Below are 23,873 nucleotides of genomic sequence, written 5' to 3'. Positions count from 1 at the left end.
TCCGGCGCTGTTATCGGTGCCTGCTCAGGAAAGGCGCGGGAGACCGATGACTTTTGGGGCCGGCCCTTGTCTACAGTGCGACAACCCGAGCAAGAGCGAGACAGGGAGTGCGAGATGACCACGGAACAGAGGACGGCCGAGGGTTTCTCCTACACGTTGGAGCGGACGTTGGAGGCTCCTGTGGCGGCGGTGTGGAGCGCCTGGACCACTGCGGACTCCTACGCGCAGTGGGCCTATGCGGCCCCCGGGTCCGTCGAGATGGACGTGCGGCCGGGTGGGACGTGGAAGGCGACGATGGTCACCCCGGACGGCGGGCAGTTCCCGTTGACCGGCTCCTACTCCGAGGTCGATGAGAACCGGCGTCTGGTGGTCGGCATGGACGTACCCGGGAAGAACGAGCCAGCGGTCATGACCGTCGAACTTGCCGAGCAGAGTGCTCACCAGACTCGCATCGTGGTGGCCCAGACCTGCGACACCGCCGGCGAGCGCGACCTCGCCGAGCAGGGCACCACCATGCTCCTGGGAAGCTTGACGGTCTTCCTCAAGACCGCGAACTGACAAAAGCGTGCGCCGCGGGGGCATGGGACGAGAACCCAGCCCGGGGCTTCAGACCCTGTCCAGCGTTCCGCGGCCTCGCCGCCCTCTGCTGCGGCTCTCTCACCACATGACACCCGCCATGGGCGCATACGCGCAGGGCTGGGTCACCTGCGGTCGATCAGACCGCTTTGGAGCCTGGTCCGAGGCCACGGGCTGAACGCTGACCTGGCAAGGCGGTCTTGAAAACCGTCGTGACAGTGGTGCCACCGCAGGTCCGCCACAGCCGGGCCAAGGCCCAGTTCAGAGGGGGTGCTCCCGAGTCCGGGGCAGCCCGTCCGATCGTGCCCAGCTGAAAGCGTCGGCCAACCTGCTCGACGCAGCCGGCCATCGGGCTCAGATCTGGTGGTGTCAGCCGTCGAACCAGACGACCAGGCGGACGCCCTCGTCGCCGTGCAGGTTCGCCAGCGTGCGCATCACCGACCGGACGGCACCCCAGTCGCTGTCCGGCACGGCATGCCTCCGTTGGAGGCGGCCGATGCGGAAGAGGCGGTCGCTGTCCGGCCACTCGGTGCCCTCGGGGAAGATGCTGCCCGCCCGGTGGAGATCATGGGAGTCGGTGAGGCCGGAGAGCTCGGCGAACCGGGTCAGGCTGGAGTTCTGGCCGTGCATCTCCCAGGTGCCGTCAGGGCTCCGGCGGTACTCGTGAACGCAGACATCGACCTCGTTCGCGACCTCGTCCCAGTCCGCGGCCGCCAGCTCCGCCCAGGTGATCCAGGACGCGCCGGATACGGCCGAGCCCCAGGACCCGAAGTCGGCGAGGGCCTCCCGCGACACGTCAGGAGGGAGACCGCGGTGATCGGCGAGTGGGCGGAAAGAGGTGATGTCACGGACACCGAACAGGGACCCGAAGGCAACGTAGGAGCGCCCGTTGTAGAGATGCGCGAGGTCGATGGCCCCGAACCAGCTGCGGTCGTCCTCGTCCAGCCAGCGATCCCAGCGGCACTCGATGAACCCGTGCATGTCCGTCCCCATGCCTGGAATTGTTCTGCGTCGAGGTACGGCGTGCGACGAGGTTTCCGGCATGCGCACGTGCGGGTCGGAGCAGTCCAAAGAAGCGCTTCCACCGCAGGGGCGTTCGGCGACGGCTCGGGACAGGGCGGGGCGGGCGTGGCCACGCAGCCGAAGGCGCAGGAGACCGGCCCTTCGACGAAGTCGTCGCCCGGCAAGGGGCCGCAGCTCTCGGCGCAGCAGGTGATCGAGACGTTGGAGGAGCTGCTGCCGGAGGGGAAGGTCAGCGGGCAGGCAGGGCGCGGCACGGCCGACCGGGTCGGGCCGTTGGCGCACCTCGTCTTCGACGACGGCAAGGGCAAAGCTGCGATCGGCGTGAGCGTCGGCGCCGTCGATCCGGACGGCACGGAGGCGGAGCAGCAGCTCGAATGCCCCGGCAAGACCTTCGTGCCGTACGACTCCTGCCGGAATGAGACGCTCGCCGACGGTTCGCGCCTGATGGTGTTGCGCGGGTACGAATACCCTGACAAGCGCGTGGACACCAAGTGGTGGCACGCCTATCTCGTGACCCCCGACGGCTACACGGTCGATGTCAGCGAGTGGAACGCGCCCGCAGAGAAGGGCGCCGCCGTTTCGCGGGCCGAACCACCGCTCACTGTCGCGCAGTTGAAGGAACTCGTCATCTCCGACGAGTGGCGGCCCGTGATGAACGCTCTGGGAAAGGCGGCCCCGGAGCCGGTACAGCAGCCGCCGGCGCAGGGACAGGACGGCCAGGCGATCCTGAGGAAGCTCAAGTCGCTGCTGCCCGTGTCCGCGAAGGTAGCCTCCGAGCGCGGTGACGACGGATACGCGTACGTCGTCGTGAATGACGGTAAGGGCGCGAGCCTGGTGCAGATCAATGTGCAGCCGAACATGTCCGACGTGGAGGGGGAGCTGTTCGGGTCCGGGGCGGAGGTACTGCCGGACGGGACGAAGGTCGTCACACATCAGGGCCCGGGCGAGAAGGGCGGTGCGGGCGTGGTGATGTGGACCGCCGACACCATCCGTACGGACGGCCTCCGGGTCGTGGTGTCCGCGTTCAACTCCGGGTCCCAGAACGCGAAGGCCACGCGGCAGACACCCGCGCTGACCATGCAGCAGCTGAAGTCGATCGCCACGAGCGGGAAGTGGGCCGGAAAGTAGGGCCGTACGCAACGCGCCTGCCCCTTCCGGTGGTTCGGGAGGCGGATCATCCTTCGGGGTGCCCGCCTCCCTCCTCGTGTTGCGCAGGTGAGCATTGCGCGACGCTGTTACCTTGCCCAGGCGACCTCGCAGCCGCTGCCGCGAACCGTCACACGCTGCCGGACGACACCGAAGGCGCCCGCAGCCAACTGGTTCCGTCTCGGTGCGTGGGCAACGAATGAGGCGTTACAGCGGTACTACCTCCAGCAGGGGTTCGAGCACATCCGCACGGTCCGAGAGGGCGACGCCGTGAACGGTGGCCCACGCGTCTCAGGCCGGCTCGCGCAGCGACGAACGGCGTCGGCTGACCACGGCTTCGAGGACTACGCCGCCTGACGCATCCCTGGAGTGGCGAGTGTGATGCAGGGCGTGTCCGGCGGGGCGGTCGGCGGTTCTTCATGTTCCGTGGCTACTGCGTTCGTGTGCCACTCACTCGCACTCGGAGCAGCCCAGACGCGAGCGGAGTCCTCTCGCCTTCCCCCGGCAGGCGGCCCGAGCTGATGGCCGTGCAACCCCCGTGCCGAGGTCGCCGCGGGGCAGACACTCGATGAGGAGGTCCGCCTCCTCCAGATCCTCGTCGTTTACACTTTCGCCGTCACGCATAGTGAGGCATCACGTGGGCAGGGTAACTGAAATGCTGCGTAAACCGTGGCGCCCCCTTGTGCTCGGGGCAGCGCTGATCGTCGCGCTCATCGCGGAGTCGGCTGCGATCGTCGCCCAGCAAGAGCAGATCGACGAGCTGCAGACGCAGCACATCGACCTCCAGGGACACCTCGTCGAGCCCAGTGCCTCCGGTCCGTCCGGCCCCCCTGGTCCGTCCGGCCCCCCCGGCCCGCCGGGCAAGGACGGGAAGGACGGGCAGGACGGGCAGAACGGGCGGGACGGCAGGGATGGGCGGGATGGCCCGCCGGGCAAGGACGGGAAGGACGGTCAAGACGCTGTAGCCGAGCCGTCACCGACTGAGTCCCGGAGTCGCCGTGGGGAGGCTGACGACAGAACCCTCCCGGGCAGCCCCTCCGTCATGCGCTAGAAGATGTTCAACCCTTCCGTGACCGGACGGGGGTACTCGCAGTCACGGTGCCGGCGAACCGTGAGGTCGCGCTTCGCCTCGCAAACTCGGGGCCTGTGAGGCCGCCGCGGGGCAGGCACTCGACGAGGAGGTCCGCCTCCTCCAGATCCTCGCCACTTAATCTTTCGCCGTCACGCACCGCGAGGAGTGATGTGAGCAGCGTAAGCGAAACGCCGCGTAGGCCGTGGCGCCCCCTTGTGCTCGGCGCCGTGCTGATCTTCGTGCTCGTCGCGCAGTCGGCTGCACTCGTCGCCCACCAAATGCAGATCGACGATCTGCAGACACAGCACATCGACCTGCAGGCGCACCGCGTCGAGCCCAGCTCCCCCGGTCCGTCCGGTCCCCCCGGTCCGCGCGGCCCCTCCGGCCCGCCAGGAATGGACGGCAAGCCCGGGCGACACGGGGAAGACGGTCATATCGGTAGACATGGTCATCAGGGCAGGAAGGGGAGGGACGGCCAGGACGGGTAAATCGCTGCCGCCGAGCCATCGCCGACTGAGACCGGCCAGAGGATGTTCAACCCAACTCTGACCGGGTTGGCCCGCCGCGTGCGGGTTGCTCCTTCTCGGAGGTGAATGGGCCGCCGCCGAAGGCGAGGTGGGCGAAGCGTTCGCCGATGAGCTGGTGGGTGGCGGGGTCCGGGTGCAGATCGTCGGGCAGCGGCAGTTCGGCGTGGTCGGCCTCGCCGTAGAGGTCGAGGCCGTGGAGGTAGTGCAGGTTCGGGTCGGTGGCGGCACGCTGCCGGACGATGCGGGCCAGCTCGTCCCGGATCACCGTGAGGGTCAGTTTCCCGGCGGCGCTATGCGCGGGATCGCCGGTGGCCACGAACCGCAGCCGCCCCTCGCTCATCGCGCTGAGGTCCGGGGCGCTGGGTCCGGGCGTGTTCTCGTGGATGGCGCAGTAGATGGGCGAGACGACCAGCAGCGGGGTGGTGGGGTGGCCGTCGCGGATGGTGTCGAGGAAACCGTGGACGGCCGGGCCGAACGCGCGCAGCCGCATCAGGTCGGCGTTGACGATGTTGATGCCGATCTTGATGCTGATCATGTCGGCGGGGGTGTCGCGCATGGTGCGGGCGGTGAACGGGTCGAGCAGAGCGCTGCCGCCGAATCCCATGTTGACCAGCTCCACCTTGCCCAGAGCTGCGGCAAGGGCGGGCCAGATCCCGGTTGGGGTGGCAGCGTTGGAGCCGTGGCTGATCGAACTGCCGTGGTGCAGCCAGACCTTGCGGCCGCTGGGCAGTGGTGTGTGGACGGGGGCATTGGTGCGCAGGGCGGCCAGCTGGGTGGTCTCGTCGTGCGGCAGCCAGATCTCGACGTCCTTCTCCTCGTCCGGCAGGTCGGTGAAGCGCAGGGTCTCCACCGGCCCGCGACGAGTTTGTGCGGTCCCGGAGGCCATGTCGATGGTGAGGGTGTCGCCCTCGGTCGCGCCGGCCCGGCCCGCGAGCCGCCCGTCGACGAGGAGCTCGTACACCCCGTCGGGGCGTGGCGGCGCTCCGACGTAGACCCGTTTGGTGGCCACGACGTCCAGCTCGACGGCGGTGGCCCGGGTGCGGAAGGCCAGCCGTACTCCGGAGGGCTGTGACTCCGCCATGGCCAGCTGGCCGTCGGGGATCTGCTGCCGGGCGCGCGCGGGCAACCGGTGGGGCAGTATGCCGCGTTCGGTGCGCTCCAGGTCGAGGGCGCCGCGCAGGAGGCCGGCGGTGATGGGAGTGGTGGTCCAGTCGTGCTCGGCGTTCATCTCGTCGGTCTCTTCGATCAGGAGGGTCAGTTGGCAGAGGCGCCCGGAAGGGTTGGTCGGGAGGTGGTGGGCCAGGTGCGCAGCAGGGCGTCGAGCGCGTTGAGGATTTCGGTCCAGCTCTCCTGCGAGTCAGGGGTGCTGTGGCTGAAGCCGCCGGCGGTCTCCAGGCCGACGTATCCGCTGAAGACGCTGCCCAGCAGCCGCACCGCGTGCGTCTGGTGCGGTTCGGCCAGGTTGTATCCGCGCAGGATCGCCCGCGTCATCTGGGCGTGCCGAACGCCCGCGCTGGCGGCCGCCGTCTGCGGATCGAGCCGGAACTGGGCCGCGGCGAAGCGCCCCGGGTGCTTGAGGGCGTAGTCGCGGTAGACGTTCGCGAAAGCGGTCAGGGCGTCTCTGCCTGCCCGTCCGGCCACCGCGGTGGAGACCTGGTCGGCGAGTTCCTCCAGGGCGAGCAGGGCGATCTTGGTCTTGAGGTCGTGGGCGTTCTTCACGTGCGAGTACAGGCTCGCGGTCTTGACACCGAACCGCCGGGCGAGTTCCGCGGGGGTGGCCTGCTCGAAACCGACCTCGTCGGCCAGCTCTGCCCCCGCCCGGACCAGGCGCTCCGTGGTCAGTCCTACCCGGCCTACCCGTCCCATGGTCATCCTCCGAATCGCTTCTCATCCCTGGCATCAACGATTATGCGCTTGCCTAATCTGATTAGGCAAATTAGCGTGTCCTTTATGAAGCCACTGGCTGAGCAAGAGATCCGTGCCGCGTTTGTGAACTGCACCAAGGGCGAGGTCAAGCGCCTGTCCGTCCCCCGTGACCTGGCCGAGCAGTGCTGGGACGACCTGGACTTCCTGGGCTGGCGAGATCCTCAGGCCCCCGACCGGGCCTACCTCGTGATCGAACTGGACGGCAGACCGGTCGGTGTCCAGCTGCGCTCCTCCGACGTCGGCTCCTGGCAGATGCGGCGCAGCATGTGCTCGGTGTGCGTGACCACCCACACCGGGGGCGTCTCCCTGATGGTCGCGCCGAGGTCCGGGAAGGCAGGGCAGCAGGGCAACTCGGTCGGCGTCTACATGTGCAGCGACCTGGCCTGCTCCCTGTATGTACGCGGGAAGAAGGACGCAGGCATCGGCGCACGCCTCCACGAGTCCCTCACCCTGGAGGAGAAGGTCCAGCGGACCGTGGAGAACCTCGCCGCGTTCATTGCCAAAGTGACCGCGTGACACGACCGCAGCGTGGGTGTACCGCGTGGTCCACAGCGCCACGGCGTTCAGCATCGGGCCGAGCGAGCCGAGCTGGTCGTAGTCGACGCCGTCGCCCCCCGCAGTCAGCGGGGGTTTCTGGATGCTCTGGACGCGCCTGGGGGGGTGCCGAAATGGCGGCTCGTCTCACCTCGCACCGCCGGTACCCCGCCTCTGAATAGGCCGTGTCCCCCGAGAAACAGGGGGCGCAGGCAGATGAGCAGGCCTGCTGATCGAGCTTGTAAAGCGGTACAATTGCCCGATCAGAAGATCTCGGATGAACCGGGATCGAGGCTGAATCGGAGCGCGTTCACGACGCGACCAAGAGCCGGAGTGCGTAGCACTGCACGCCTGGCAGGTGACGTGCGACGAACTGCTCGCCCTGGCCGTACGTGTTGCCTGCACGCACGGGTGGCATCGGCGGCTGTGCCAGGGTTTGGTACTGCGCAGACCGGCGGTCAGCGCCCAACAGACCGCCGCCGGTTTTCGATTGTCAAGCCACGTCTTGTCGTGACGTGCCGGGAGGCTTCCGGTCCTGGTTGGTTGGAAGCAGGTCCCGCCTCGGTGAACCCGGGCAACAGGGAGCTGTGAATACCCGAGCTTTCGACGCGGGTGAATACAGAGCCCCGCAATACCGAATAGAGAATTCCGATGACCAAGCATTCTTGCAATCGTCGGCTTGTGGTGGTCACGGCTTCCATGGTGTTGGCCGGTGGCGGCCTGGCAGTGCCGGCGGCTGCCGTGGCTGCACCGGTAGCGCTACAGCAAGACGTGGTCGCCTTGGACGATGACCCTGACAGCGTCAACGGAAGAGGGATTACCGACCGGGGCGACGACGACACCAGGGGCGATGGCGGGGACTGGGATGGTGGCGGGGACTGGGATGGTGGCGGGGACTGGGATGGTGGCGAGGACTGGGGCGATGGCGGGGACTGGGGCGGTGGCGGAGACTGGGGCGATGGCGGAGACTGGGGCGCCGACGTGCGCGCCAGGGAGGACCCTGACGGCGTCAGCACGAGAGGCAGTACCGACCCGCCCGTCGACGACTTCGGCATCCAGACCCGCATCGAGGCCGGCTTCGACCCGCCCGTCGACGAGTCCAGCGTTCAGTCCCGCATCCAGGCCGGCTTCTAGTACTGCAACGGTGTAGCTCGGCCCATCTGCATGCCGAGGGCTCGAACAAGACACCGCCTCCCTCGCCCACTTGTCCTCGGACAGCATTGAACTTCCAGCGGGGAGCTCGCCTTCATCCTCACCGAGCCCGTACGTGCTGCCGTAGTTCTCGTCGTCGAGCAGGGGTTCCCCTGCCGGGACGATTCCAGCGCGGTGCAGGTAGTCCGGCATCCGGTCACTCACGAAGGAGGAGACCTGGGCGAGGCCCTTCCGGGTGACGTAGCGGATGTCCGAGGCGTCGGCGGGGATCGGCACGCCCCCGGCCGAGACCATCCCCGGCAGCATCGTGTCGCTGCCCTCACAGGCTCGGGCATCCCCGAACGGGTGGAACAACTCGTCCTGGAACAGCCAGATGAAGCCTGAGTCTGGTCACGCGGAGTTCGCGCGCGGCCTGTTCGTCCCCACGCAAGCGACGCGCGACGAACCGGCGGTGTCTGCGGGGAGCTCGGGGGCGCCCCACCGCTGTCGGCAGACAGGTAGCGAAGTCCCGGCTGGACAGCTTGGCGCCGGGGGAGTGGTGTCCGCGGTGAGGGCCGCTACCCCGACGCCCGGCCCCAGTGGGCGGTCGTCGTCGCGCGGACGCGGGTGGTCGCTCGTTCGGCCCAAGAATGCCCGTGCGATCAAGAGTTGGCGAGGGGCGTGCGGAGAGCGTTCGACGGTGATCGTGCCTGATCACCGTCGAACGGGTTCCGGGAACCCGGAGCCGCGCAGCCGTCCCCTCAGTTCCCCGCGACGTCCTTCACCGCCACCGTCAGTGGCACGCCCCCCGAGATCAGTTCCAGCGTCAGGCCGGCCGTCGCCGGGGTGTCCAGCAGTTCCAGCAGTGCTGCCGCCACGTCGTCGCGCGGCACCGGTCCGCGTCCCGTCGAGACGGACATCTGGACCTGGCCGGTGCCTGCGTCGTTCGTCAGCATTCCGGGGCGCAGGATCGTCCAGTCGAGTGCCGTCCTGGAACGTACGTACATGTCGGCGGCGCCCTTGGCCCTCAGGTACGCGTCGAAGACCTCGTCGCCCGGGTGGTCCGGATCGGCGCCCATCGCCGACACCACGATGTAGCGCCGTACGCCGGCCCGTTCCGCGGCGTCCGCGAAGAGCACTGCGGCGCCGCGGTCCACCGTGTCCTTGCGTTCCGTACCGCTGTTGGGCCCCGCGCCGGCTGCGAAGACCGCTGCGTCGGCGCCGCGCAGGACCTCCGCCGTCTGCTCCACGGTGGCCGATTCGAGGTCCAGGACGACCGGTTCGGCACCGGCCGCCCGGAGGTCCTCGCTCTGTTCCGGATTGCGGATGATGCCTGCCGTTTCATCTCCGCGCGCAGCGAGCAGCCGCTCCAGCCGCAGCGCGATCTGACCATGTCCACCTGCGATGACAATGCGCATGGTCACGACCGTACGCCGCAGCGCGCCGCCCCGCTCAAGGCCCGCCGCCCGGACCGGAATCCGGTCGTCCCTGGCGCGGCAGGTCGAGGGCCACGACGGTCTCCGAGTCGCAGTACTCGCGTACCGCGCTCGTGCGTGCCACTACCCGTCCGCGGTGCACGACGATCCGGCTGTATGCGAGGGAGAGCACGCCCGGGAGTCGTTCGCCGCGTACGGCGAGGAGTTCGGCGGGGAAGCCTGCTTCGACGCGCACTTCGGGCAGCCCCATGGCCTTTCTGGCGGCGGTGGACACCGTGTCGTACGCGTCCTCGGCCCGTAGTCCGCTCTGTGAGGCCAGCAGGTAGGCGGCCTCCAGCGGGTCGCCTCGGCCGACCGGGTTGGCGACGTCGCGCAGTGCCCCGCTGCCGGCCGCGACGCGCACTCCGGCCGCGCGCAGGAGCCGTACCGGTGCCGTGCCCCGGCGTTCCGCCGCGCAGCAGCCGCCCTGGGGGAGGCAGATGACGGTCACTCCGGCGGCGGCGAGCTGATCGGCGGCGCGGATCGTGGTCTGCGGGGGGAGGTGGGAGAGGCCGGCGCACGGGCCGATCGAGACTCCGGGCCGCAGGCCGGCCGCCATGGCGGCGAGGCGGGTGAGGCGGGCGGGATCGTCACCGTCCGTATGCAGGTCGACGGGGCAGCCGTGTTCCGCGGCGATGTCCAGGACGGCTTCGGCGTATCCGGCCGGGTCGGGGTCGAGGTCGGGGCAGCCGCCGACGACGCCGGCCCCCATCTTCACCGCGTCGCGGAGCATCGCGAGGCTGTCGGCGCCCGCGGTTCCGGTGAGCAGGCGGGGTACGGCGACCGGGGTGAGGTCGGTGAGTCCGCGCAGTGAGTGGCGTGCCTGCAGTATCGCTTCGAGCGGGGCGAGCCCGGTTGCGTCGCCGATCCGTACGTGTGAGCGCAGTGCGGTGGCGCCGTGGCCGAGTTGCAGGAGGGCGGCTTCGGTGGCGCGGCGCTGGATGTCCTCGGGGTGGTGCGAGGCGGGTCCGCGGCTGTGGGGGCCCGCGCTGTCGGCGGTGAGCGCGGTGTCGCTGTGGGCGTGGGGTTCGGCGGGGGCGGGGAGCAGGAGGTAGCCGCGGAGGTCCACGCGGGCGCCGGGTGCGGTCAGGCTGCCTGTGGTTCCGACAGCTTCGATGCGGCCGCCGCCGAGCCGTACGTCCACGATGCGGCCGTCGGTGAGACGGGCGCCGCACAGCACCAGCGGGGTGGCTTCGGTGGTGCTGGCGAGGTCGGCGGCGGGGTCGTCCGGCTGCCGTGGCTGGCTGTCGGGCATCGTGCTCCTGGATGGGTTGCAAGATCACGCAGAGTGAGTCGAGCCTAGGGGCGTGTTCGTCCCGGTTCGAGCAGGGGCGAAATAGTCGTACCGGTGTGGCCTGGTGCGGGCCACGGGGCGGGTGTGGGCGGCCGGGGCGGTCGGTGCGGTGCCCGGACCGGGGGTGGCCGGGGGTGGATCAAGTCGCTGATCAGGTGGCCGGTCCGGTCTTCGACGGGCTGGGGACGAGTGGCTGATCAAAGGGATCGGGGCGGTGGCGATCTACGTCTCGGTGGGGGGCTCCGAAACGGATTTGGGCGATCGGCGAGGGACCGTGTAATGTCTTCATCGCTCGCCCCAATAGCTCAGTCGGTAGAGCGTCTCCATGGTAAGGAGAAGGTCTACGGTTCGATTCCGTATTGGGGCTCTGGTGATCGGGGAACCCCGCCTCACGGCGGGGGGATCCGGCATCAAAGCGGTGTAGCTCAGTCGGTAGAGCAAGCGGCTCATAATCGCTGTGTCACCGGTTCAAGTCCGGTCACCGCTACTTACGGTAGCCGATTGTGGGGTCGGTCCTTCGATCGGCTACTCTTTTTTGCGTTCATCCGTCCATCCGTCCGTCCAAGGAGCACTCACGTGGCTGCCACCGACGTCCGCCCGAAGATCACGCTGGCCTGCGTGGAGTGCAAGGAGCGGAACTACATCACCAAGAAGAACCGGCGTAACAACCCGGACCGTCTTGAGATGAAGAAGCACTGCCCGCGCTGCAACTCGCACACTGCGCACCGCGAAACCCGCTGAATCAGGCTCGTACACGAGGCCGTCCCCACTGGGGGCGGCCTCGTGTCGTTGTATAGGGCTGTTCTGTGCAGGGCTGCTCCTCGGCCCATTCGTCTTTCCATCAGGAGGTAGCGAGCCCATGGCGCTCGACCAGTCCTTCGTGGGGCGGACCTATCCGCCCACCGCGCCGTACGAGGTCGGCCGGGAGAAGATCCGCGAGTTCGCCGAGGCGGTGGGCGACTCCAATCCGGCGTACGTGGATCCGGCGGCTGCCCGTGCGCTCGGGCATTCCGATGTGATCGCGCCCCCCACCTTTGTCTTCTCGATCACATTCAAGGCCGCGGGGCGGGTGGTGCAGGACCCGCAGCTGGGTCTGGACTACAGCCGTGTGGTGCACGGTGACCAGAAGTTCGCGTACGTGCGTCCGGTGCGGGCGGGGGACCGGCTGACGGTCACCTCGACGATCGAGGGCATCAAGTCCCTCGCGGGCAACGACATCCTCGACATCCGTGGCGAGGTCCACGACGAGGCCGGCGAGCATGTCGTGACCGCGTGGACGAAGCTGGTGGCGCGCGCCGCCGAGGAGGCGTGATGACGGCGAAGGTTGCGTACAAGTCGGTCGAGGTCGGTACGGAGCTGCCGGCGCAGTCGTTCCCGGTGACCCGCGCGATGCTGGTGCAGTACGCGGGTGCCTCCGGTGACTTCAACCCGATCCACTGGAACGAGAAGTTCGCGCGTGAGGTCGGGCTGCCGGATGTGATCGCGCACGGCATGTTCACCATGGCCGAGGCGATCCGGGTGGTCACGGACTGGGTCGGGGACCCGGGTGCGGTCGTGGAGTACGGGGTGCGGTTCACCAAGCCGGTCGTCGTGCCGAACGACGACAAGGGTGCGCTGGTCGAGGTCAGCGCCAAGGTGGCCGCCCTGCTGGACGACAACCAGGTGCGGGTGGACCTGACGGCGATGAGTGAGGGCAAGAAGGTGCTGGGCATGTCCCGCGCCGTTGTGCAGCTCGCCTGAGCCGCTGAGTCGATCTGTGCGTAAGGGGCATCCGCCTTTGGGTGGGTGCCCCTTACGCGTCGGCTCCTTGTGCGGCTTTCCGAGTGCCGTCGCATACCGCTTGACCAAGTTAGTGATTGAGTACTAACTTAGCCGCATGGCCAGGATGAGTGCAGAAGAGCGGCGCGAGAGCGTCATCCTCGCGGCGGTCGCCGAGTTCGCCCGCGGCGGGTACAACGCCACCTCCACGGAGGCGATCGCCAAGCGGGTCGGCGTCTCGCAGCCGTACCTCTTCCGCCTTTTCCCGAGCAAGCAGGCCATGTTCCTCGCCGCCTCCGACCGCTGCCTGGCGGACACCCGGAAGGTCTTCGCCGAGGCCGGTGACGGCCTGGAGGGCGAGGAAGCGCTCCAGGCCATGGCGGCGGCGTATCAGCGCCTCATCGTCGACGACCCCGACAAGCTGCTGCTGCAGATGCAGATGTACGCGGCCATCGCCGCGGCCGAGGCCGCCGGGGACCATGAGTTCGGCGAGTCGGTGCGGGCCGGCTGGCTGCAGATGTGGGACGAGATCCACCTCGCGCTCGGCGCCGACATCGGCGAGACCACGACATTCCTCGCGTACGGCATGCTCATCAACACCCTGGCCTCGCTCGGCTTCCCGCCCGACCACCGGGTCTGGGCCGGTTTCTATCCCTCGGCGCGGCCGACCGTCTGAACAGTGCGACCCGGGTTCGGCCCGGTTTTCTGCCCATCAAAGTTAGTCATCAATAACTAACCCTCAGGGGGAGCAGTGAGCCAGCACACCACCGGCCGCTCAGGAGCGGTCTGGGCCCTCGTCATCACCAGCGTCGCCGGCTTCATGGCCGCGCTCGACAATCTCGTCGTCACCACCGCCCTGCCCTCCATCCGCAAGAGCCTCGGCGGCGAACTGGCGGAGCTCGAATGGACGGTGAACGCGTACACCCTGACCTTCGCCGTGCTGCTGATGCTCGGTGCGGCCCTCGGTGACCGGTTCGGCCGGCGGCGGCTCTTCCTCGCCGGGCTCACCGTCTTCACCGGCGCCTCCGCCGCCGCGGCCCTGTCGTCCGGGATCAATGAGCTGATCGCCTTCCGGGCCGTCCAGGGGGTGGGTGCGGCGATCATGATGCCGCTGACGCTCACCCTGCTCACGGCCGCCGTGCCCGCCGCCCGCCGCGGCATGGCGCTCGGCATCTTCAGCGCCGTCACCGGACTTGCCGTCGCCAGCGGGCCCCTGATCGGCGGCAGCCTCACCGAGCACCTGTCCTGGCAGTGGATCTTCTGGCTGAACGTGCCGATCGGCCTGGTTCTGCTGCCGCTGGCCCGGCTGCGTCTGGCGGAGTCGTACGCCCCGAACGCCCGGCTCGACATCCCCGGCACCCTCCTGGTCAGCGGCGGCCTCTTCGGCATCGTCTACGGGCTGGTCAGTGCCAACGCCGACGGCTGGACCAGCCCCACGGTCCTCACCGGGCTGATCGCCGGTACCGCGCTGATCGGCGGATTCATCCACCACGGCTTTCACGCGAAGAACCCGATGCTGCCCATGCGGCTCTTCCGCAACCGCGGCTTCTTCGGGATCAACATGGCCGGCCTGCTGATGTTCCTCGGGATGTTCGGCTCGATCTTCCTCCTCAGCCAGTACTTCCAGGGCGTGCTGGGCTACTCGCCGAGCGAGGCCGGGCTGCGGATGCTGCCCTGGACGGGCATGCCGATGCTGGTCGCCCCGATCGCCGGATATCTCTCCGACCGGTTCGGCGGCCGTCCGGTCGTCGTCACCGGCCTCGCGCTCCAGGCCGTGGGACTGGCCCTCTTCGCCATGATCATCGCCCCCGACGCCCCGTACACGGCCCAGCTGCCCGCCCTGATGATCGGCGGCATCGGAATGGCGCTCTACTTCGCGCCGGCCGCCAGCCTGGTGATGTCCAGCGTCCGCCCCGCCGAGCAGGGCATCGCCTCCGGCGCCAACAACTCCCTGCGCGAGGTCGGTGGCGCCCTCGGTGTCGCGGTACTGGCCTCGGTCTTCTCGGCGCAGGGCGGTTACGGCTCCGCGCAGTCCTTCACGGACGGGACCGTTCCGGCAATCTGGATCGGCGCCGGGGCGGTGGTACTCGCCGCGGTCGCCGCCCTGCTGATCCCGGGGCGCCGCACCGCACCGGCGCCCGCGGTGGACCCGGAGTCGGACCCGATGGCGGGTGCGGAGCCCGCCGAGGGGCGGGCCCCGGTCGCAGCCTGATCCATGGCCCTCTGCGTACGCGGTCCGTGGCCCCGCCCGAGCGGCGGGGTCACGGACCGTACTCTTGTCCCCGTGCAGGAACTCCACGACGCCCCCCTCGCCCCCCTGACCACCTTCCGGCTCGGCGGCCCCGCGGCCCGCCTCCTCACGGCGACGACCGACGCCGAGGTGGTCGCAGCCGTGCGCGAGGCCGACGACAGCGGTACGCCGCTCCTCGTCATCGGTGGCGGCAGCAACCTGGTCATCGGCGACAAGGGCTTCGACGGCACCGCCCTGCGCATCGCGACCAAGGGGTTCGAGCTGGTCGGCACGGCGCTGGAACTGGCCGCCGGAGAGGTGTGGACGGACGCCGTCACCCGGACCGTCGAGGCCGGTCTCGCCGGTATCGAATGCCTGGCCGGAATCCCCGGCTCCGCGGGCGCGACGCCGATCCAGAACGTCGGTGCGTACGGCCAGGAGGTGGCGTCGACCATCACGGAGGTCGTCGCCTACGACCGGTACACCCGCGAAACGGTCACCATCCCGAATGACGAGTGCGCATTCTCGTACCGGCACAGTCGCTTCAAGGCCGAACCCGACCGCTTCGTGGTCCTGCGTGTCCGGTTCGAGCTGGAAGACGCGGGTGGTCTCTCCGCGCCCCTGAAGTACCCCGAAACGGCCCGCGCCATGGGCGTCGAGCAGGGCGAACGGGTGCCTGCGACGGCCGCCCGCGAGACCGTGCTGCGGCTGCGCGCCGGCAAGGGCATGGTGCTCGACCCGGAGGACCACGACACCTGGTCGGCGGGCTCCTTCTTCACCAACCCGATCCTCGACGGCGCGCAGTACGCGGCGTTCCTCGCCCGCGCCAAGGACCGGCTCGGCCCCGAGGTGACGCCCCCCGCCTTCCCGGCGGACGGGGGACACACCAAGACCTCGGCGGCCTGGCTCATCGACCGGGCCGGTTTCACCAAGGGGTACGGCACCGGCCCCGCCCGTATCTCCACCAAACACACGCTCGCCCTCACCAACCGCGGCGGGGCGACCACCGAGGATCTGCTCGCGCTGGCCCGCGAGGTCGTGGCAGGCGTCCACGAGGTCTTCGGCGTCACGCTCGTCAATGAACCGGTGACGGTCGGCGTCAGCCTCTGAGGTCCCCGCCTTCCGAGCTTTCGGGGACGCCGGGGGGCAGTGGCGTCAGTACGCCACGCCCACGCCCTGCTTGACCGCAGCCGGATCGTCGATCAGCGCCAGCATCGCGTGTGCCACATCGGCCCGCGAGATGGACCTGCCGCTGCGCGGGTTGCTGCCGTAGACCGTCCGGTACCTCCCCGTCAGCGGCCCGTTGGTGAGCTTCGGCGGCCGCACCGACGTCCAGTCCGTGGCGCTGCGGGCCAGCGCACCCTCCATCAGGGTCAGGTCGGCGTAGACCTCCTTGAGGATCGCGCCGATCGCCTTCAGCATCATCCGGTCCAGCAGCGGGTCGTCCGCGGGCTCGGGCGCGACCGGGGCCGCGCTCACCACGAGCAGCCGTCGCGTCCTCTCGGCCTCCATCGCCCGGATCACCGAGCCGGTGAGCCGTTCGGCGATCCCGTCGGCCTTCCGGCCGCGCGAGCCGAGCCCCGAGAGCACCGCGTCCCGACCGGCGACCGCCTCGCGCAGCCCCTCCGGATCGTCGATCCGCGCGGTGGTGTGGACCGTGACGTCGGCGAGCGGAACCGGCAGCCGCGCCGGATCGCGGACCACCGCCGTCACCTCGTGGCCCGCCGTCACGGCCTGGCGGACGATCTCCTGGCCGATGCCGCCTGTAGCGCCGAACACCGTGAGTCTCATTGCGCACCCTCCTGGGGTGGGTAAGTATTCACTCACCCCTAGAGTGAGTGGATACTCACCACGCGTCAAGCCTCATTGGAGTGCCCATGGAGCAGAAGCCGGCCCGGGGCCGCATCATCGACGCCGCCCACCAGCTGATGCTCACCATCGGCCTGGCACGGGCCACCACCAAGGAGATCGCCCGGGCCGCGGGCTGCTCGGAGGCGGCGCTCTACAAGCACTTCCCCAGCAAGGAAGAACTGTTCGTGGCCGTGCTCAAGGAACGGCTGCCCAAGCTCAACCCGCTGCTGCGGCGGCTGACCGCCGACCCGGGGGCGGGGGAGCGGACCGTCGAGGAGAATCTCACCGACATCGCCCGCGAGGCCGCGCTCTTCTACGCCCAGAGCTTCCCGATCGCCGCCTCGCTCTACGCCGAGCCGCGGCTCAAGAGCCGCCACGACGCGGCCATGCGCGAGCTCGGCACCGGCCCGCACATACCGATCCGGGGCGTCGCGGGCTATCTCCGCAGCGAACAGGCGGCCGGCCGCGTACGGCCCGGCGCCGACACCTACGCGGCCGCGTCGCTGCTGCTCGGCGCCTGTGTCCAGCGCGCGTTCGCGTACGACGCGACGGAGGAGGGCCGGCCACCGCAGTCTCTGGACGAATTCGCCGCATCCGTCGCGCGGACGGTGCTGCACGGGATCGGCACACAGGCCTGAGCCCACGCACAAGGCCGGCCCGGGCCCCCACAGGGGTGCCCGGAGGCGGCGGCGGCTAGCCGGCCGGCTTTGCCAGCCAGTCGTCGACCCCCGCCAGCAACCGCGCCCGTACGTCGGAGGGCGCCGCCGACCCCCGCACCGACTGCCGTGCCAGCTCCGCCAGCTCCTCGTCGGTGAACGCGTGGTGGTGCCGTACGAGCTCGTACTGTGCGGCGAGGCGGGACCCGAAGAGCAGCGGGTCGTCCGCGCCGAGCGCCATCGGCACGCCGGCCTCGAACAGAGTGCGCAGGGGTACGTCCGCAGGCTTCTCGTAGACGCCCAGGGCCACGTTCGACGACGGGCACACCTCGCAGGTCACCCCGCGCTCCGCCAGCTTGCGCAGCAGCCGTGGGTCCTCGGCGGCCCGGACGCCGTGACCGATCCTGGCCGCGTCGAGGTCGTCCAGGCAGTCCCGCACACTCGATGGGCCGGCCAGTTCGCCGCCGTGCGGGGCCGCCAGCAGCCCGCCCTCCCTGGCGATGGCGAAGGCCCGGTCGAAGTCGCGCGCCATTCCGCGCCGCTCGTCGTTGGAGAGTCCGAAGCCGACGACCCCCCGGTCCGAGTACCGCACCGCGAGCCGGGCCAGCGTCCGCGCGTCCAGCGGGTGCTTCATCCGGTTCGCCGCGATCACCACACGGATCCCGAGCCCGGTCTCGCGCGCCGCGGAGTCCACCGCGTCCAGGATGATCTCGATCGCCGGGATGAGCCCGCCGAGGAGCGGGGCGTACGAGGTGGGGTCGACCTGGATCTCCAGCCAGCCGGAGCCGTCCGCGACGTCCTCCTGGGCCGTCTCGCGCACCAGTCGCTGGATGTCCTCGGGCGCCCGCAGGCAGGACCGGGCGATGTCGTAGAGCCGCTGGAAGCGGAACCAGCCGCGCTCGTCCGTCGCCCGCAGTCTGGGCGGCTCGCCACCGGTCAGTGCCTCGGGCAGCCGTACGCCGTACTTGTCGGCGAGTTCGAGCAGCGTCGTGGGCCGCATCGACCCGGTGAAATGCAAGTGCAGATGGGCCTTGGGCAACAGCCGTACGTCACGCTCCATTCGAAGATCCTGCCGCACCCGTGGGCTGTCGCGGTAGCGGGATTCCCCATCGAGTTGATCCTCGAACGCAAGCCCGTACGACAGCACGATCGAAAATGTGCACAAAAAAGGTGCCCCCCGGCCTCGGCCGGGGGGCACCTGAGCGGGGGCGGGAGGTCAGTCCTTCGCCTCGCCCAGCAGCTTCTGGAGCCGCGACACGCCCTCGGCGAGGTCCTCGTCGCCCAGTGCGTACGAAAGCCGCAGGTAGCCCGGCGTGCCGAAGGCCTCGCCCGGAACGACCGCGACCTCGGCCTCGTCCAGGATCAGGGCCGCCAGCTCGACCGAGGTGGCCGGGCGCTTGCCGCGGATCTCCTTGCCGAGCAGCGCCTTCACCGACGGGTACGCGTAGAACGCGCCCTCGGGCTCCGGGCACAGCACGCCGTCGATCTCGTTGAGCATCCGCACGATGGTCTGCCGACGGCGGTCGAAGGCGGTCCGCATCTCGGCGACCGCGTCCAGGTTCCCCGAGACGGCGGCCAGCGCGGCGATCTGGGCGACGTTGGAGACGTTGGAGGTGGCGTGCGACTGCAGGTTGGTCGCGGCCTTGACGACGTCCTTGGGGCCGATGAGCCAGCCCACGCGCCAGCCGGTCATCGCGTACGTCTTGGCGACACCGTTGACCACGATGCACTTGTCACGCAGAGCGGGCACGAGCGCGGGCAGCGACGTGAACTTCGCGGTGCCGTAGACCAGGTGCTCGTAGATCTCGTCGGTGAGCACCCACAGGCCGTGCTCGACGGCCCACTCACCGATCGCCTTGGCGTCGGCCTCGCTGTACACCGCACCGGTCGGGTTCGACGGGGAGACGAACAGGACGACCTTCGTACGCTCGGTGCGTGCCGCCTCCAGCTGCTCGACGGAGACCCGGTAGCCGGTGGTCTCGTCGGCCACGACCTCCACCGGGACACCGCCGGCGAGACGGATCGACTCGGGGTAGGTGGTCCAGTACGGCGCCGGGACGATGACCTCGTCGCCCGGGTCGAGGATCGCGGCGAACGCCTCGTAGATGGCCTGCTTGCCGCCGTTGGTCACCAGGATCTGGGAGGCGTCGACCTGGTAACCGGAGTCGCGCAGCGTCTTCTCTGCAATGGCGGCCTTGAGCTCGGGGAGCCCGCCCGCAGGGGTGTAGCGGTGGTACTTCGGGTTGCGGCAGGCCTCGACCGCGGCGTCGACGATGTAGCCAGGGGTCGGGAAGTCGGGCTCACCGGCACCGAAGCCGATCACCGGACGGCCGGCGGCCTTGAGGGCCTTGGCCTTGGCGTCGACGGCGAGAGTGGCGGACTCGGAGATTGCACCGATGCGGGCGGAGACCCGGCGCTCGGAGGGAGAAGTTGCAGCGCTCATGGGCCCCATGCTCCCAGACCGCAATCCCTGTCGGCACAGGGGTTTCAGGGACCGGACAGCACCCGGACAGCATGCGGACAAGAACCGGACAGGAGTTGTCCGGAGCTATCTGTTCGACGCCAGGCCGCTGAGCACGTACACTCACCTGTCGTTGGCCTTCACCAGCCGCACCGTTCCTGCACCCGGAGCATCGGGGAAGATGCGGTAGGTTGGTGGAAACCACAAAGGGTCGTAGCTCAATTGGTAGAGCACTGGTCTCCAAAACCAGCGGTTGGGGGTTCAAGTCCCTCCGGCCCTGCTACACACTCCTTCGCCAGGATGTGTGCGCATGTACGTACTTCAATGCACCGCCGTGCGGCTCCACCGGGCGCGGCACGGCCATGACCCGGAATCAGGTGAGAAGCGTGACGGACGCCGTGGGCTCCATCGACATGCCTGATGCCGAGGATGAAGTACCCGAGTCGAAGAAGAGGACTCGGAAGGGCGGCAAGCGCGGAAAGAAGGGCCCCATGGGTCGCCTCGCGTTGTTCTACCGCCAGATCGTCGCCGAGTTGCGCAAGGTTGTCTGGCCGACTCGCAATCAGCTGACGACGTACACGTCCGTGGTGATTGTTTTCGTGGTCGTCATGATTGGTCTTGTGACCGTGATTGACTTCGGATTCCAGCGGGTCATCAAGTACGTCTTCGGCTGATCCCGCGGAGGGCGCCTCATGGGCGCCCCTTTCGCATGTTCCACCCATATGTATCCAGGAAGAAGCAGCCACCGTGTCTGACCCGAACCTGAACGACGCCGTCGAGCCGACGGCGGGCGCCTTCGAGTCCGCCGAGGCCGAGGCCGAGATCGTCGAGGCGGCTGACGCTGTGGAGCCGGACCAGGCCGAAGCTGCCGACGCCGACGCCGCGGGTGAGCCCGCCGAGCAGGCCGCCGTGAACGTCGAGGACGAGGCCGCTGCGGCCGACTCCGATGAGGAGTCCGGCGAGGACGAGGCCGCCGAGGGCGACGACGAGACCGAGGAAGAGGCCGAGCCGGCCGCTCCGGTCGACGCCGTCACCGCTCTGCGTGACGAGCTCCGCGGTCTCCCCGGCGAGTGGTACGTCATCCACACGTACGCCGGTTACGAGAAGCGTGTGAAGGCCAACCTGGAGCAGCGCGCCGTCTCGCTCAACGTCGAGGACTTCATCTACCAGGCCGAAGTGCCCGAGGAAGAGATCGTCCAGATCAAGAACGGCGAACGCAAGAACGTCCGTCAGAACAAGCTCCCGGGTTACGTCCTGGTGCGCATGGACCTGACGAACGAGTCCTGGGGCGTCGTGCGTAACACGCCCGGTGTCACCGGCTTCGTGGGCAACGCCTACGACCCGTACCCGCTGACCCTGGACGAGATCGTCAAGATGCTCGCCCCGGAGGCCGAGGAGAAGGCCGCCCGCGAGGCCGCAGAGGCCGAGGGCAAGCCGGTTCCGTCCCGCAAGGTCGAGGTCCAGGTGCTGGACTTCGAGGTGGGCGACTCGGTCACCGTCACCGACGGCCCGTTCGCGACGCTGCAGGCGACGATCAACGAGATCAACGCCGACTCGAAGAAGGTCAAGGGCCTCGTCGAGATCTTCGGTCGCGAGACCCCGGTCGAGCTCAGCTTCGACCAGATCCAGAAGAACTGACGGTTTTCGCCGACTTCTGGACACATGCCTACCGAGCAGGTCAGACAGGCTCTACAGCCTGTCTGACCTGCTCGGTTTTTGGTCGCGCAGCTATACCCGTTATCGTTGTGCGGTATGCCTGCATCCGGATGATCCGGATGATGGCGAAAAACTCTCACTAGGACCCGGAGAGAGCAATGCCTCCCAAGAAGAAGAAGGTCACGGGGCTTATCAAGCTCCAGATCAACGCCGGTGCGGCCAACCCGGCCCCGCCGGTCGGCCCCGCGCTCGGCCAGCACGGCGTCAACATCATGGAGTTCTGCAAGGCCTACAACGCCGCGACCGAGTCGCAGCGTGGCATGGTCGTGCCGGTGGAGATCACGGTCTACGAAGACCGCTCCTTCACCTTCGTGACGAAGACCCCGCCGGCTGCCAAGCTCATCCTCAAGGCCGCAGGTGTGGACAAGGGCTCCGGCGAGCCGCACAAGACCAAGGTCGCGAAGCTCACGAGCGCCCAGGTCCGCGAGATCGCCACGGTCAAGCTGCCCGACCTGAACGCCAACGACCTGGACGCCGCGTCGAAGATCATCGCCGGCACCGCCCGTTCCATGGGCATCACGGTCGAGGGCTGATCAGCCCCGTAGTCCCTCAGTGGTAGGGCCAAGCGCTGGCCCGCACCACGCCTCCACACTTGAAACCACAGGAGCAGCAGTGAAGCGCAGCAAGAACCTCCGCGCTGCGGACGCCAAGATCGACCGGGAGCGCAACTACGCCCCCCTCGAGGCCGTCCGTCTCGCCAAGGACACCGCCAGCACCAAGTTCGACGGCACCGTCGAGGTCGCGTTCTGCCTGGGTGTAGACCCGCGCAAGGCCGACCAGATGGTCCGTGGCACCGTGAACCTCCCGCACGGCACCGGCAAGACCGCCCGGGTCCTGGTCTTCGCGACCGGTGACCGTGCTGCGGCCGCGGAAGCCGCGGGCGCCGACATCGTCGGCGCCGACGAGCTCATCGACGAGGTGGCGAAGGGCCGTCTGGACTTCGACGCCGTCGTCGCCACTCCGGACCTCATGGGCAAGGTCGGCCGCCTCGGCCGCGTGCTCGGTCCGCGTGGTCTGATGCCGAACCCGAAGACCGGTACGGTCACCCCCGATGTCGCGAAGGCTGTCAACGACATCAAGGGCGGCAAGATCGAGTTCCGCGTCGACAAGCACTCGAACCTGCACTTCATCATCGGCAAGGTCTCTTTCGATGACACGAAGCTGGTCGAGAACTACGCCGCGGCGCTGGAGGAGATCCTCCGTCTGAAGCCGTCCGCCGCCAAGGGCCGCTACATCAAGAAGGCCACGCTGGCCACCACGATGGGCCCCGGCATCCCGCTGGACGCCAACCGCACCCGTAACCTCCTCGTCGAGGAGGACCCGGCCGCCGTCTGAGCCTCCGCGCTCGTACGAAAGCCGCGTCTCGTGTGACATGGGCGGGCCCCGCAACCTTTCGAGGTGCGGGGCCCGTCCTCGTTCTCGTGCGCAGCAGTGGCTGTCCGCGCCGTGCGTCGGCGTGAGGCGACCGTACGGAGTCCGCCGACATGGGCGAGGCGCTCGCCGGGCAGGCAGGCAGGCGCTGGATCCGTCACTCCTGCGACGCCCTGGCCAGGCCGGCCGCACCGACGTCACCGTCGAGGAGCCCCGGCCTCCCACATCGTCGACCTCCAGAAGCCCCTGGAGCGGCGGCAGGGCAGCGCTGCGGGCACTTCTTAAACCTCCCGCACCGCCCGAACCGGGACGGATTTGCTCGGCGCGACCCCGGTCGCGTACTCTCCTACAGAAGCCAAAGACCGCTGGTCGTTGCTGTGTTCTCGCAAGAGGGTGCAGTGACCGAAGGATCCGTTGAGTGCGGACGACCTGCGCAGGTGACTGTGGAACGCTCCCGGACTTTGTCCGGTCGAGCTGCGCCCTGGCACTTGTGCTGGGGCGTTTCGTTTTTCCCGGCCCCTTCTGAGCGGTCCTCATCACCCGGAAGGAGGCCGACGCTCATGGCAAGGCCCGACAAGGCTGCCGCGGTAGCCGAGCTCGCGGACCAGTTCCGCAGCTCGAACGCCGCTGTGCTGACCGAGTACCGGGGTCTCACCGTGGCACAGCTCAAGCAGCTGCGCCGTTCGCTCGGTGAGAACGCCCAGTACGCCGTGGTGAAGAACACGCTGACCAAGATTGCGGCCAACGAGGCCGGGATCGACACGCTGGACGACCTGTTCGCAGGCCCGACGGCGGTTGCCTTCGTCACCGGTGACCCGGTGGAGTCGGCGAAGGGTCTTCGTGACTTCGCCAAGGACAACCCGAACCTCATCATCAAGGGCGGTGTCCTTGACGGTAAGGCGCTGTCCGCCGATGAGATCAAGAAGCTTGCGGACCTCGAGTCCCGCGAGGTTCTGCTCGCCAAGGTGGCCGGTGGAATCAAGGCGTCGATGGCCAAGGCCGCGGCGACTTTCCAGGCCCCTCTGTCGGAGTTCGTCCGCACTGCGGACGCCCTTCGCGCCAAGGTCGAGCAGGGCGGTGCCGGTACGCCGGCTCCCGCCGACGCCGAGGTGGCGGAGTAACACTC

The 23,873-nt window shown here is 69.0% G+C and carries 26 protein-coding genes, 3 tRNA genes and 1 pseudogene; 22 read left to right on the top strand and 8 right to left on the bottom strand.

Features of this window, described 5'->3' with window-relative positions; genetic code table 11:
- Nucleotides 1-114 precede the first annotated feature (114 nt).
- On the top strand, nucleotides 115-558 hold the full coding sequence (locus OHA88_RS21160) for an SRPBCC family protein (RefSeq protein ID WP_328626651.1): 444 nt from the start codon (nucleotides 115-117) through the stop codon (nucleotides 556-558).
- A gap of 387 nt (nucleotides 559-945) precedes the next feature.
- On the opposite strand, the gene OHA88_RS21155 is transcribed toward OHA88_RS21160, so the two are convergent.
- Nucleotides 946-1,569 carry a hypothetical protein gene (locus tag OHA88_RS21155; protein WP_328626650.1) on the bottom strand — a complete coding sequence of 208 codons (624 nt, stop codon included), beginning with the start codon at nucleotides 1,567-1,569 and terminating at the stop codon, nucleotides 946-948.
- A 135-nt stretch (nucleotides 1,570-1,704) separates the two neighbouring features.
- On the opposite strand from OHA88_RS21155, the gene OHA88_RS21150 reads away from it, so the two are divergent.
- From OHA88_RS21150 to OHA88_RS21135, 4 genes and pseudogenes are all read left to right on the top strand, one after another.
- On the top strand, nucleotides 1,705-2,727 hold the full coding sequence (locus OHA88_RS21150) for a hypothetical protein (protein ID WP_328626649.1): 1,023 nt from the start codon (nucleotides 1,705-1,707) through the stop codon (nucleotides 2,725-2,727).
- A gap of 183 nt (nucleotides 2,728-2,910) precedes the next feature.
- Nucleotides 2,911-3,102, top strand: a pseudogene (locus OHA88_RS21145) (GNAT family N-acetyltransferase); the annotation flags it as partial.
- A 298-nt stretch (nucleotides 3,103-3,400) separates the two neighbouring features.
- Nucleotides 3,401-3,796 carry a hypothetical protein gene (locus OHA88_RS21140; protein WP_328626648.1) on the top strand — a complete coding sequence of 132 codons (396 nt, stop codon included), beginning with the start codon at nucleotides 3,401-3,403 and terminating at the stop codon, nucleotides 3,794-3,796.
- 191 nt (nucleotides 3,797-3,987) lie between these two features.
- Complete coding sequence (locus tag OHA88_RS21135; RefSeq protein ID WP_328626647.1) at nucleotides 3,988-4,305, top strand: hypothetical protein; 318 nt, start codon at nucleotides 3,988-3,990, stop codon at nucleotides 4,303-4,305.
- A gap of 46 nt (nucleotides 4,306-4,351) precedes the next feature.
- Here the strand turns inward: OHA88_RS21135 and OHA88_RS21130 are convergent, their stop codons facing one another.
- Nucleotides 4,352-5,572, bottom strand: a complete 1,221-nt coding sequence (locus OHA88_RS21130; RefSeq protein ID WP_328626646.1) for a GDSL-type esterase/lipase family protein — start codon at nucleotides 5,570-5,572, stop codon at nucleotides 4,352-4,354.
- A gap of 26 nt (nucleotides 5,573-5,598) precedes the next feature.
- The gene (locus tag OHA88_RS21125) at nucleotides 5,599-6,210 is read right to left on the bottom strand and encodes a TetR/AcrR family transcriptional regulator (RefSeq protein WP_328626645.1); all 612 of its coding nucleotides are present in this window, start codon (nucleotides 6,208-6,210) and stop codon (nucleotides 5,599-5,601) included.
- Nucleotides 6,211-6,294: 84 nt separating this feature from the next.
- On the opposite strand from OHA88_RS21125, the gene OHA88_RS21120 reads away from it, so the two are divergent.
- Together OHA88_RS21120 and OHA88_RS21115 are read left to right on the top strand one after the other, a co-directional pair.
- Nucleotides 6,295-6,786 carry an FBP domain-containing protein gene (locus OHA88_RS21120; protein WP_328626644.1) on the top strand — a complete coding sequence of 164 codons (492 nt, stop codon included), beginning with the start codon at nucleotides 6,295-6,297 and terminating at the stop codon, nucleotides 6,784-6,786.
- A 669-nt stretch (nucleotides 6,787-7,455) separates the two neighbouring features.
- Nucleotides 7,456-7,938 (top strand): hypothetical protein, encoded by a 483-nt coding sequence (locus tag OHA88_RS21115; RefSeq protein ID WP_328626643.1) that lies wholly within the window; start codon nucleotides 7,456-7,458, stop codon nucleotides 7,936-7,938.
- A gap of 758 nt (nucleotides 7,939-8,696) precedes the next feature.
- On the opposite strand, the gene OHA88_RS21110 is transcribed toward OHA88_RS21115, so the two are convergent.
- Together OHA88_RS21110 and OHA88_RS21105 are read right to left on the bottom strand one after the other, a co-directional pair.
- The gene (locus OHA88_RS21110; protein WP_267003052.1) at nucleotides 8,697-9,353 is read right to left on the bottom strand and encodes an SDR family oxidoreductase; all 657 of its coding nucleotides are present in this window, start codon (nucleotides 9,351-9,353) and stop codon (nucleotides 8,697-8,699) included.
- Between the two features lie 34 nt (nucleotides 9,354-9,387).
- Entirely contained in the window at nucleotides 9,388-10,665 is a 1,278-nt protein-coding gene (locus OHA88_RS21105) for an amidohydrolase family protein (RefSeq protein WP_328626642.1), read from the bottom strand.
- Nucleotides 10,666-10,998: 333 nt separating this feature from the next.
- Here OHA88_RS21105 and OHA88_RS21100 point away from each other — a divergent pair.
- From OHA88_RS21100 to OHA88_RS21065, 8 genes are all read left to right on the top strand, one after another.
- Nucleotides 10,999-11,071: transfer RNA gene (locus OHA88_RS21100), tRNA-Thr, on the top strand.
- Nucleotides 11,072-11,118: 47 nt separating this feature from the next.
- Nucleotides 11,119-11,191 (top strand) — tRNA-Met (locus OHA88_RS21095).
- Between the two features lie 89 nt (nucleotides 11,192-11,280).
- Complete coding sequence (gene rpmG, locus OHA88_RS21090) at nucleotides 11,281-11,445, top strand: 50S ribosomal protein L33 (protein WP_003956487.1); 165 nt, start codon at nucleotides 11,281-11,283, stop codon at nucleotides 11,443-11,445.
- A 118-nt stretch (nucleotides 11,446-11,563) separates the two neighbouring features.
- Complete coding sequence (locus tag OHA88_RS21085; protein WP_328626641.1) at nucleotides 11,564-12,016, top strand: MaoC family dehydratase N-terminal domain-containing protein; 453 nt, start codon at nucleotides 11,564-11,566, stop codon at nucleotides 12,014-12,016.
- Entirely contained in the window at nucleotides 12,016-12,444 is a 429-nt protein-coding gene (locus tag OHA88_RS21080) for a MaoC family dehydratase (protein ID WP_328626640.1), read from the top strand. Before OHA88_RS21085 ends, OHA88_RS21080 begins: the two co-directional genes overlap by 1 nt.
- 145 nt (nucleotides 12,445-12,589) lie before the next feature.
- Nucleotides 12,590-13,138 carry a TetR/AcrR family transcriptional regulator gene (locus OHA88_RS21075; RefSeq protein WP_328629749.1) on the top strand — a complete coding sequence of 183 codons (549 nt, stop codon included), beginning with the start codon at nucleotides 12,590-12,592 and terminating at the stop codon, nucleotides 13,136-13,138.
- 75 nt (nucleotides 13,139-13,213) lie between these two features.
- Nucleotides 13,214-14,674, top strand: coding sequence for an MFS transporter (locus OHA88_RS21070; protein WP_328626639.1), 1,461 nt, complete (start codon nucleotides 13,214-13,216; stop codon nucleotides 14,672-14,674).
- A 72-nt stretch (nucleotides 14,675-14,746) separates the two neighbouring features.
- Entirely contained in the window at nucleotides 14,747-15,802 is a 1,056-nt protein-coding gene (locus OHA88_RS21065) for a UDP-N-acetylmuramate dehydrogenase (RefSeq protein WP_326628062.1), read from the top strand.
- Between the two features lie 45 nt (nucleotides 15,803-15,847).
- Here the strand turns inward: OHA88_RS21065 and OHA88_RS21060 are convergent, their stop codons facing one another.
- On the bottom strand, nucleotides 15,848-16,483 hold the full coding sequence (locus OHA88_RS21060) for an NAD(P)-dependent oxidoreductase (protein ID WP_328626638.1): 636 nt from the start codon (nucleotides 16,481-16,483) through the stop codon (nucleotides 15,848-15,850).
- Nucleotides 16,484-16,569: 86 nt separating this feature from the next.
- Between OHA88_RS21060 and OHA88_RS21055 the strand changes: the two genes are divergently transcribed.
- Nucleotides 16,570-17,181 carry a TetR/AcrR family transcriptional regulator gene (locus tag OHA88_RS21055; protein ID WP_328626637.1) on the top strand — a complete coding sequence of 204 codons (612 nt, stop codon included), beginning with the start codon at nucleotides 16,570-16,572 and terminating at the stop codon, nucleotides 17,179-17,181.
- A gap of 55 nt (nucleotides 17,182-17,236) precedes the next feature.
- On the opposite strand, the gene OHA88_RS21050 is transcribed toward OHA88_RS21055, so the two are convergent.
- Nucleotides 17,237-18,259 carry an adenosine deaminase gene (locus OHA88_RS21050; RefSeq protein ID WP_328626636.1) on the bottom strand — a complete coding sequence of 341 codons (1,023 nt, stop codon included), beginning with the start codon at nucleotides 18,257-18,259 and terminating at the stop codon, nucleotides 17,237-17,239.
- Between the two features lie 156 nt (nucleotides 18,260-18,415).
- Entirely contained in the window at nucleotides 18,416-19,642 is a 1,227-nt protein-coding gene (locus tag OHA88_RS21045; RefSeq protein ID WP_267003032.1) for a pyridoxal phosphate-dependent aminotransferase, read from the bottom strand.
- Between the two features lie 225 nt (nucleotides 19,643-19,867).
- Between OHA88_RS21045 and OHA88_RS21040 the strand changes: the two genes are divergently transcribed.
- From OHA88_RS21040 to rplJ, 6 genes are all read left to right on the top strand, one after another.
- Nucleotides 19,868-19,940: transfer RNA gene (locus tag OHA88_RS21040), tRNA-Trp, on the top strand.
- Nucleotides 19,941-20,046: 106 nt separating this feature from the next.
- Nucleotides 20,047-20,334 (top strand): preprotein translocase subunit SecE, encoded by a 288-nt coding sequence (secE, locus tag OHA88_RS21035; protein WP_267003030.1) that lies wholly within the window; start codon nucleotides 20,047-20,049, stop codon nucleotides 20,332-20,334.
- A 73-nt stretch (nucleotides 20,335-20,407) separates the two neighbouring features.
- Nucleotides 20,408-21,298 (top strand): transcription termination/antitermination protein NusG, encoded by an 891-nt coding sequence (gene nusG, locus OHA88_RS21030; RefSeq protein ID WP_267003029.1) that lies wholly within the window; start codon nucleotides 20,408-20,410, stop codon nucleotides 21,296-21,298.
- A 176-nt stretch (nucleotides 21,299-21,474) separates the two neighbouring features.
- Nucleotides 21,475-21,909, top strand: a complete 435-nt coding sequence (gene rplK, locus OHA88_RS21025; protein WP_030914099.1) for a 50S ribosomal protein L11 — start codon at nucleotides 21,475-21,477, stop codon at nucleotides 21,907-21,909.
- A 79-nt stretch (nucleotides 21,910-21,988) separates the two neighbouring features.
- A complete protein-coding gene (gene rplA / locus OHA88_RS21020; protein ID WP_267003026.1) occupies nucleotides 21,989-22,711 on the top strand; it encodes a 50S ribosomal protein L1 in 723 nt (240 codons plus the stop codon).
- A gap of 596 nt (nucleotides 22,712-23,307) precedes the next feature.
- Nucleotides 23,308-23,868, top strand: coding sequence for a 50S ribosomal protein L10 (gene rplJ / locus OHA88_RS21015; RefSeq protein ID WP_030914107.1), 561 nt, complete (start codon nucleotides 23,308-23,310; stop codon nucleotides 23,866-23,868).
- The last annotated feature ends 5 nt before the right edge of the window (nucleotides 23,869-23,873 follow it).

Origin of the sequence: Streptomyces sp. NBC_00353, assembly GCF_036108815.1 — a bacterium.
Taxonomy (GTDB): Bacteria; Actinomycetota; Actinomycetes; order Streptomycetales; family Streptomycetaceae; genus Streptomyces.
This window is presented reverse-complemented; position numbering and strand designations above follow the sequence as displayed.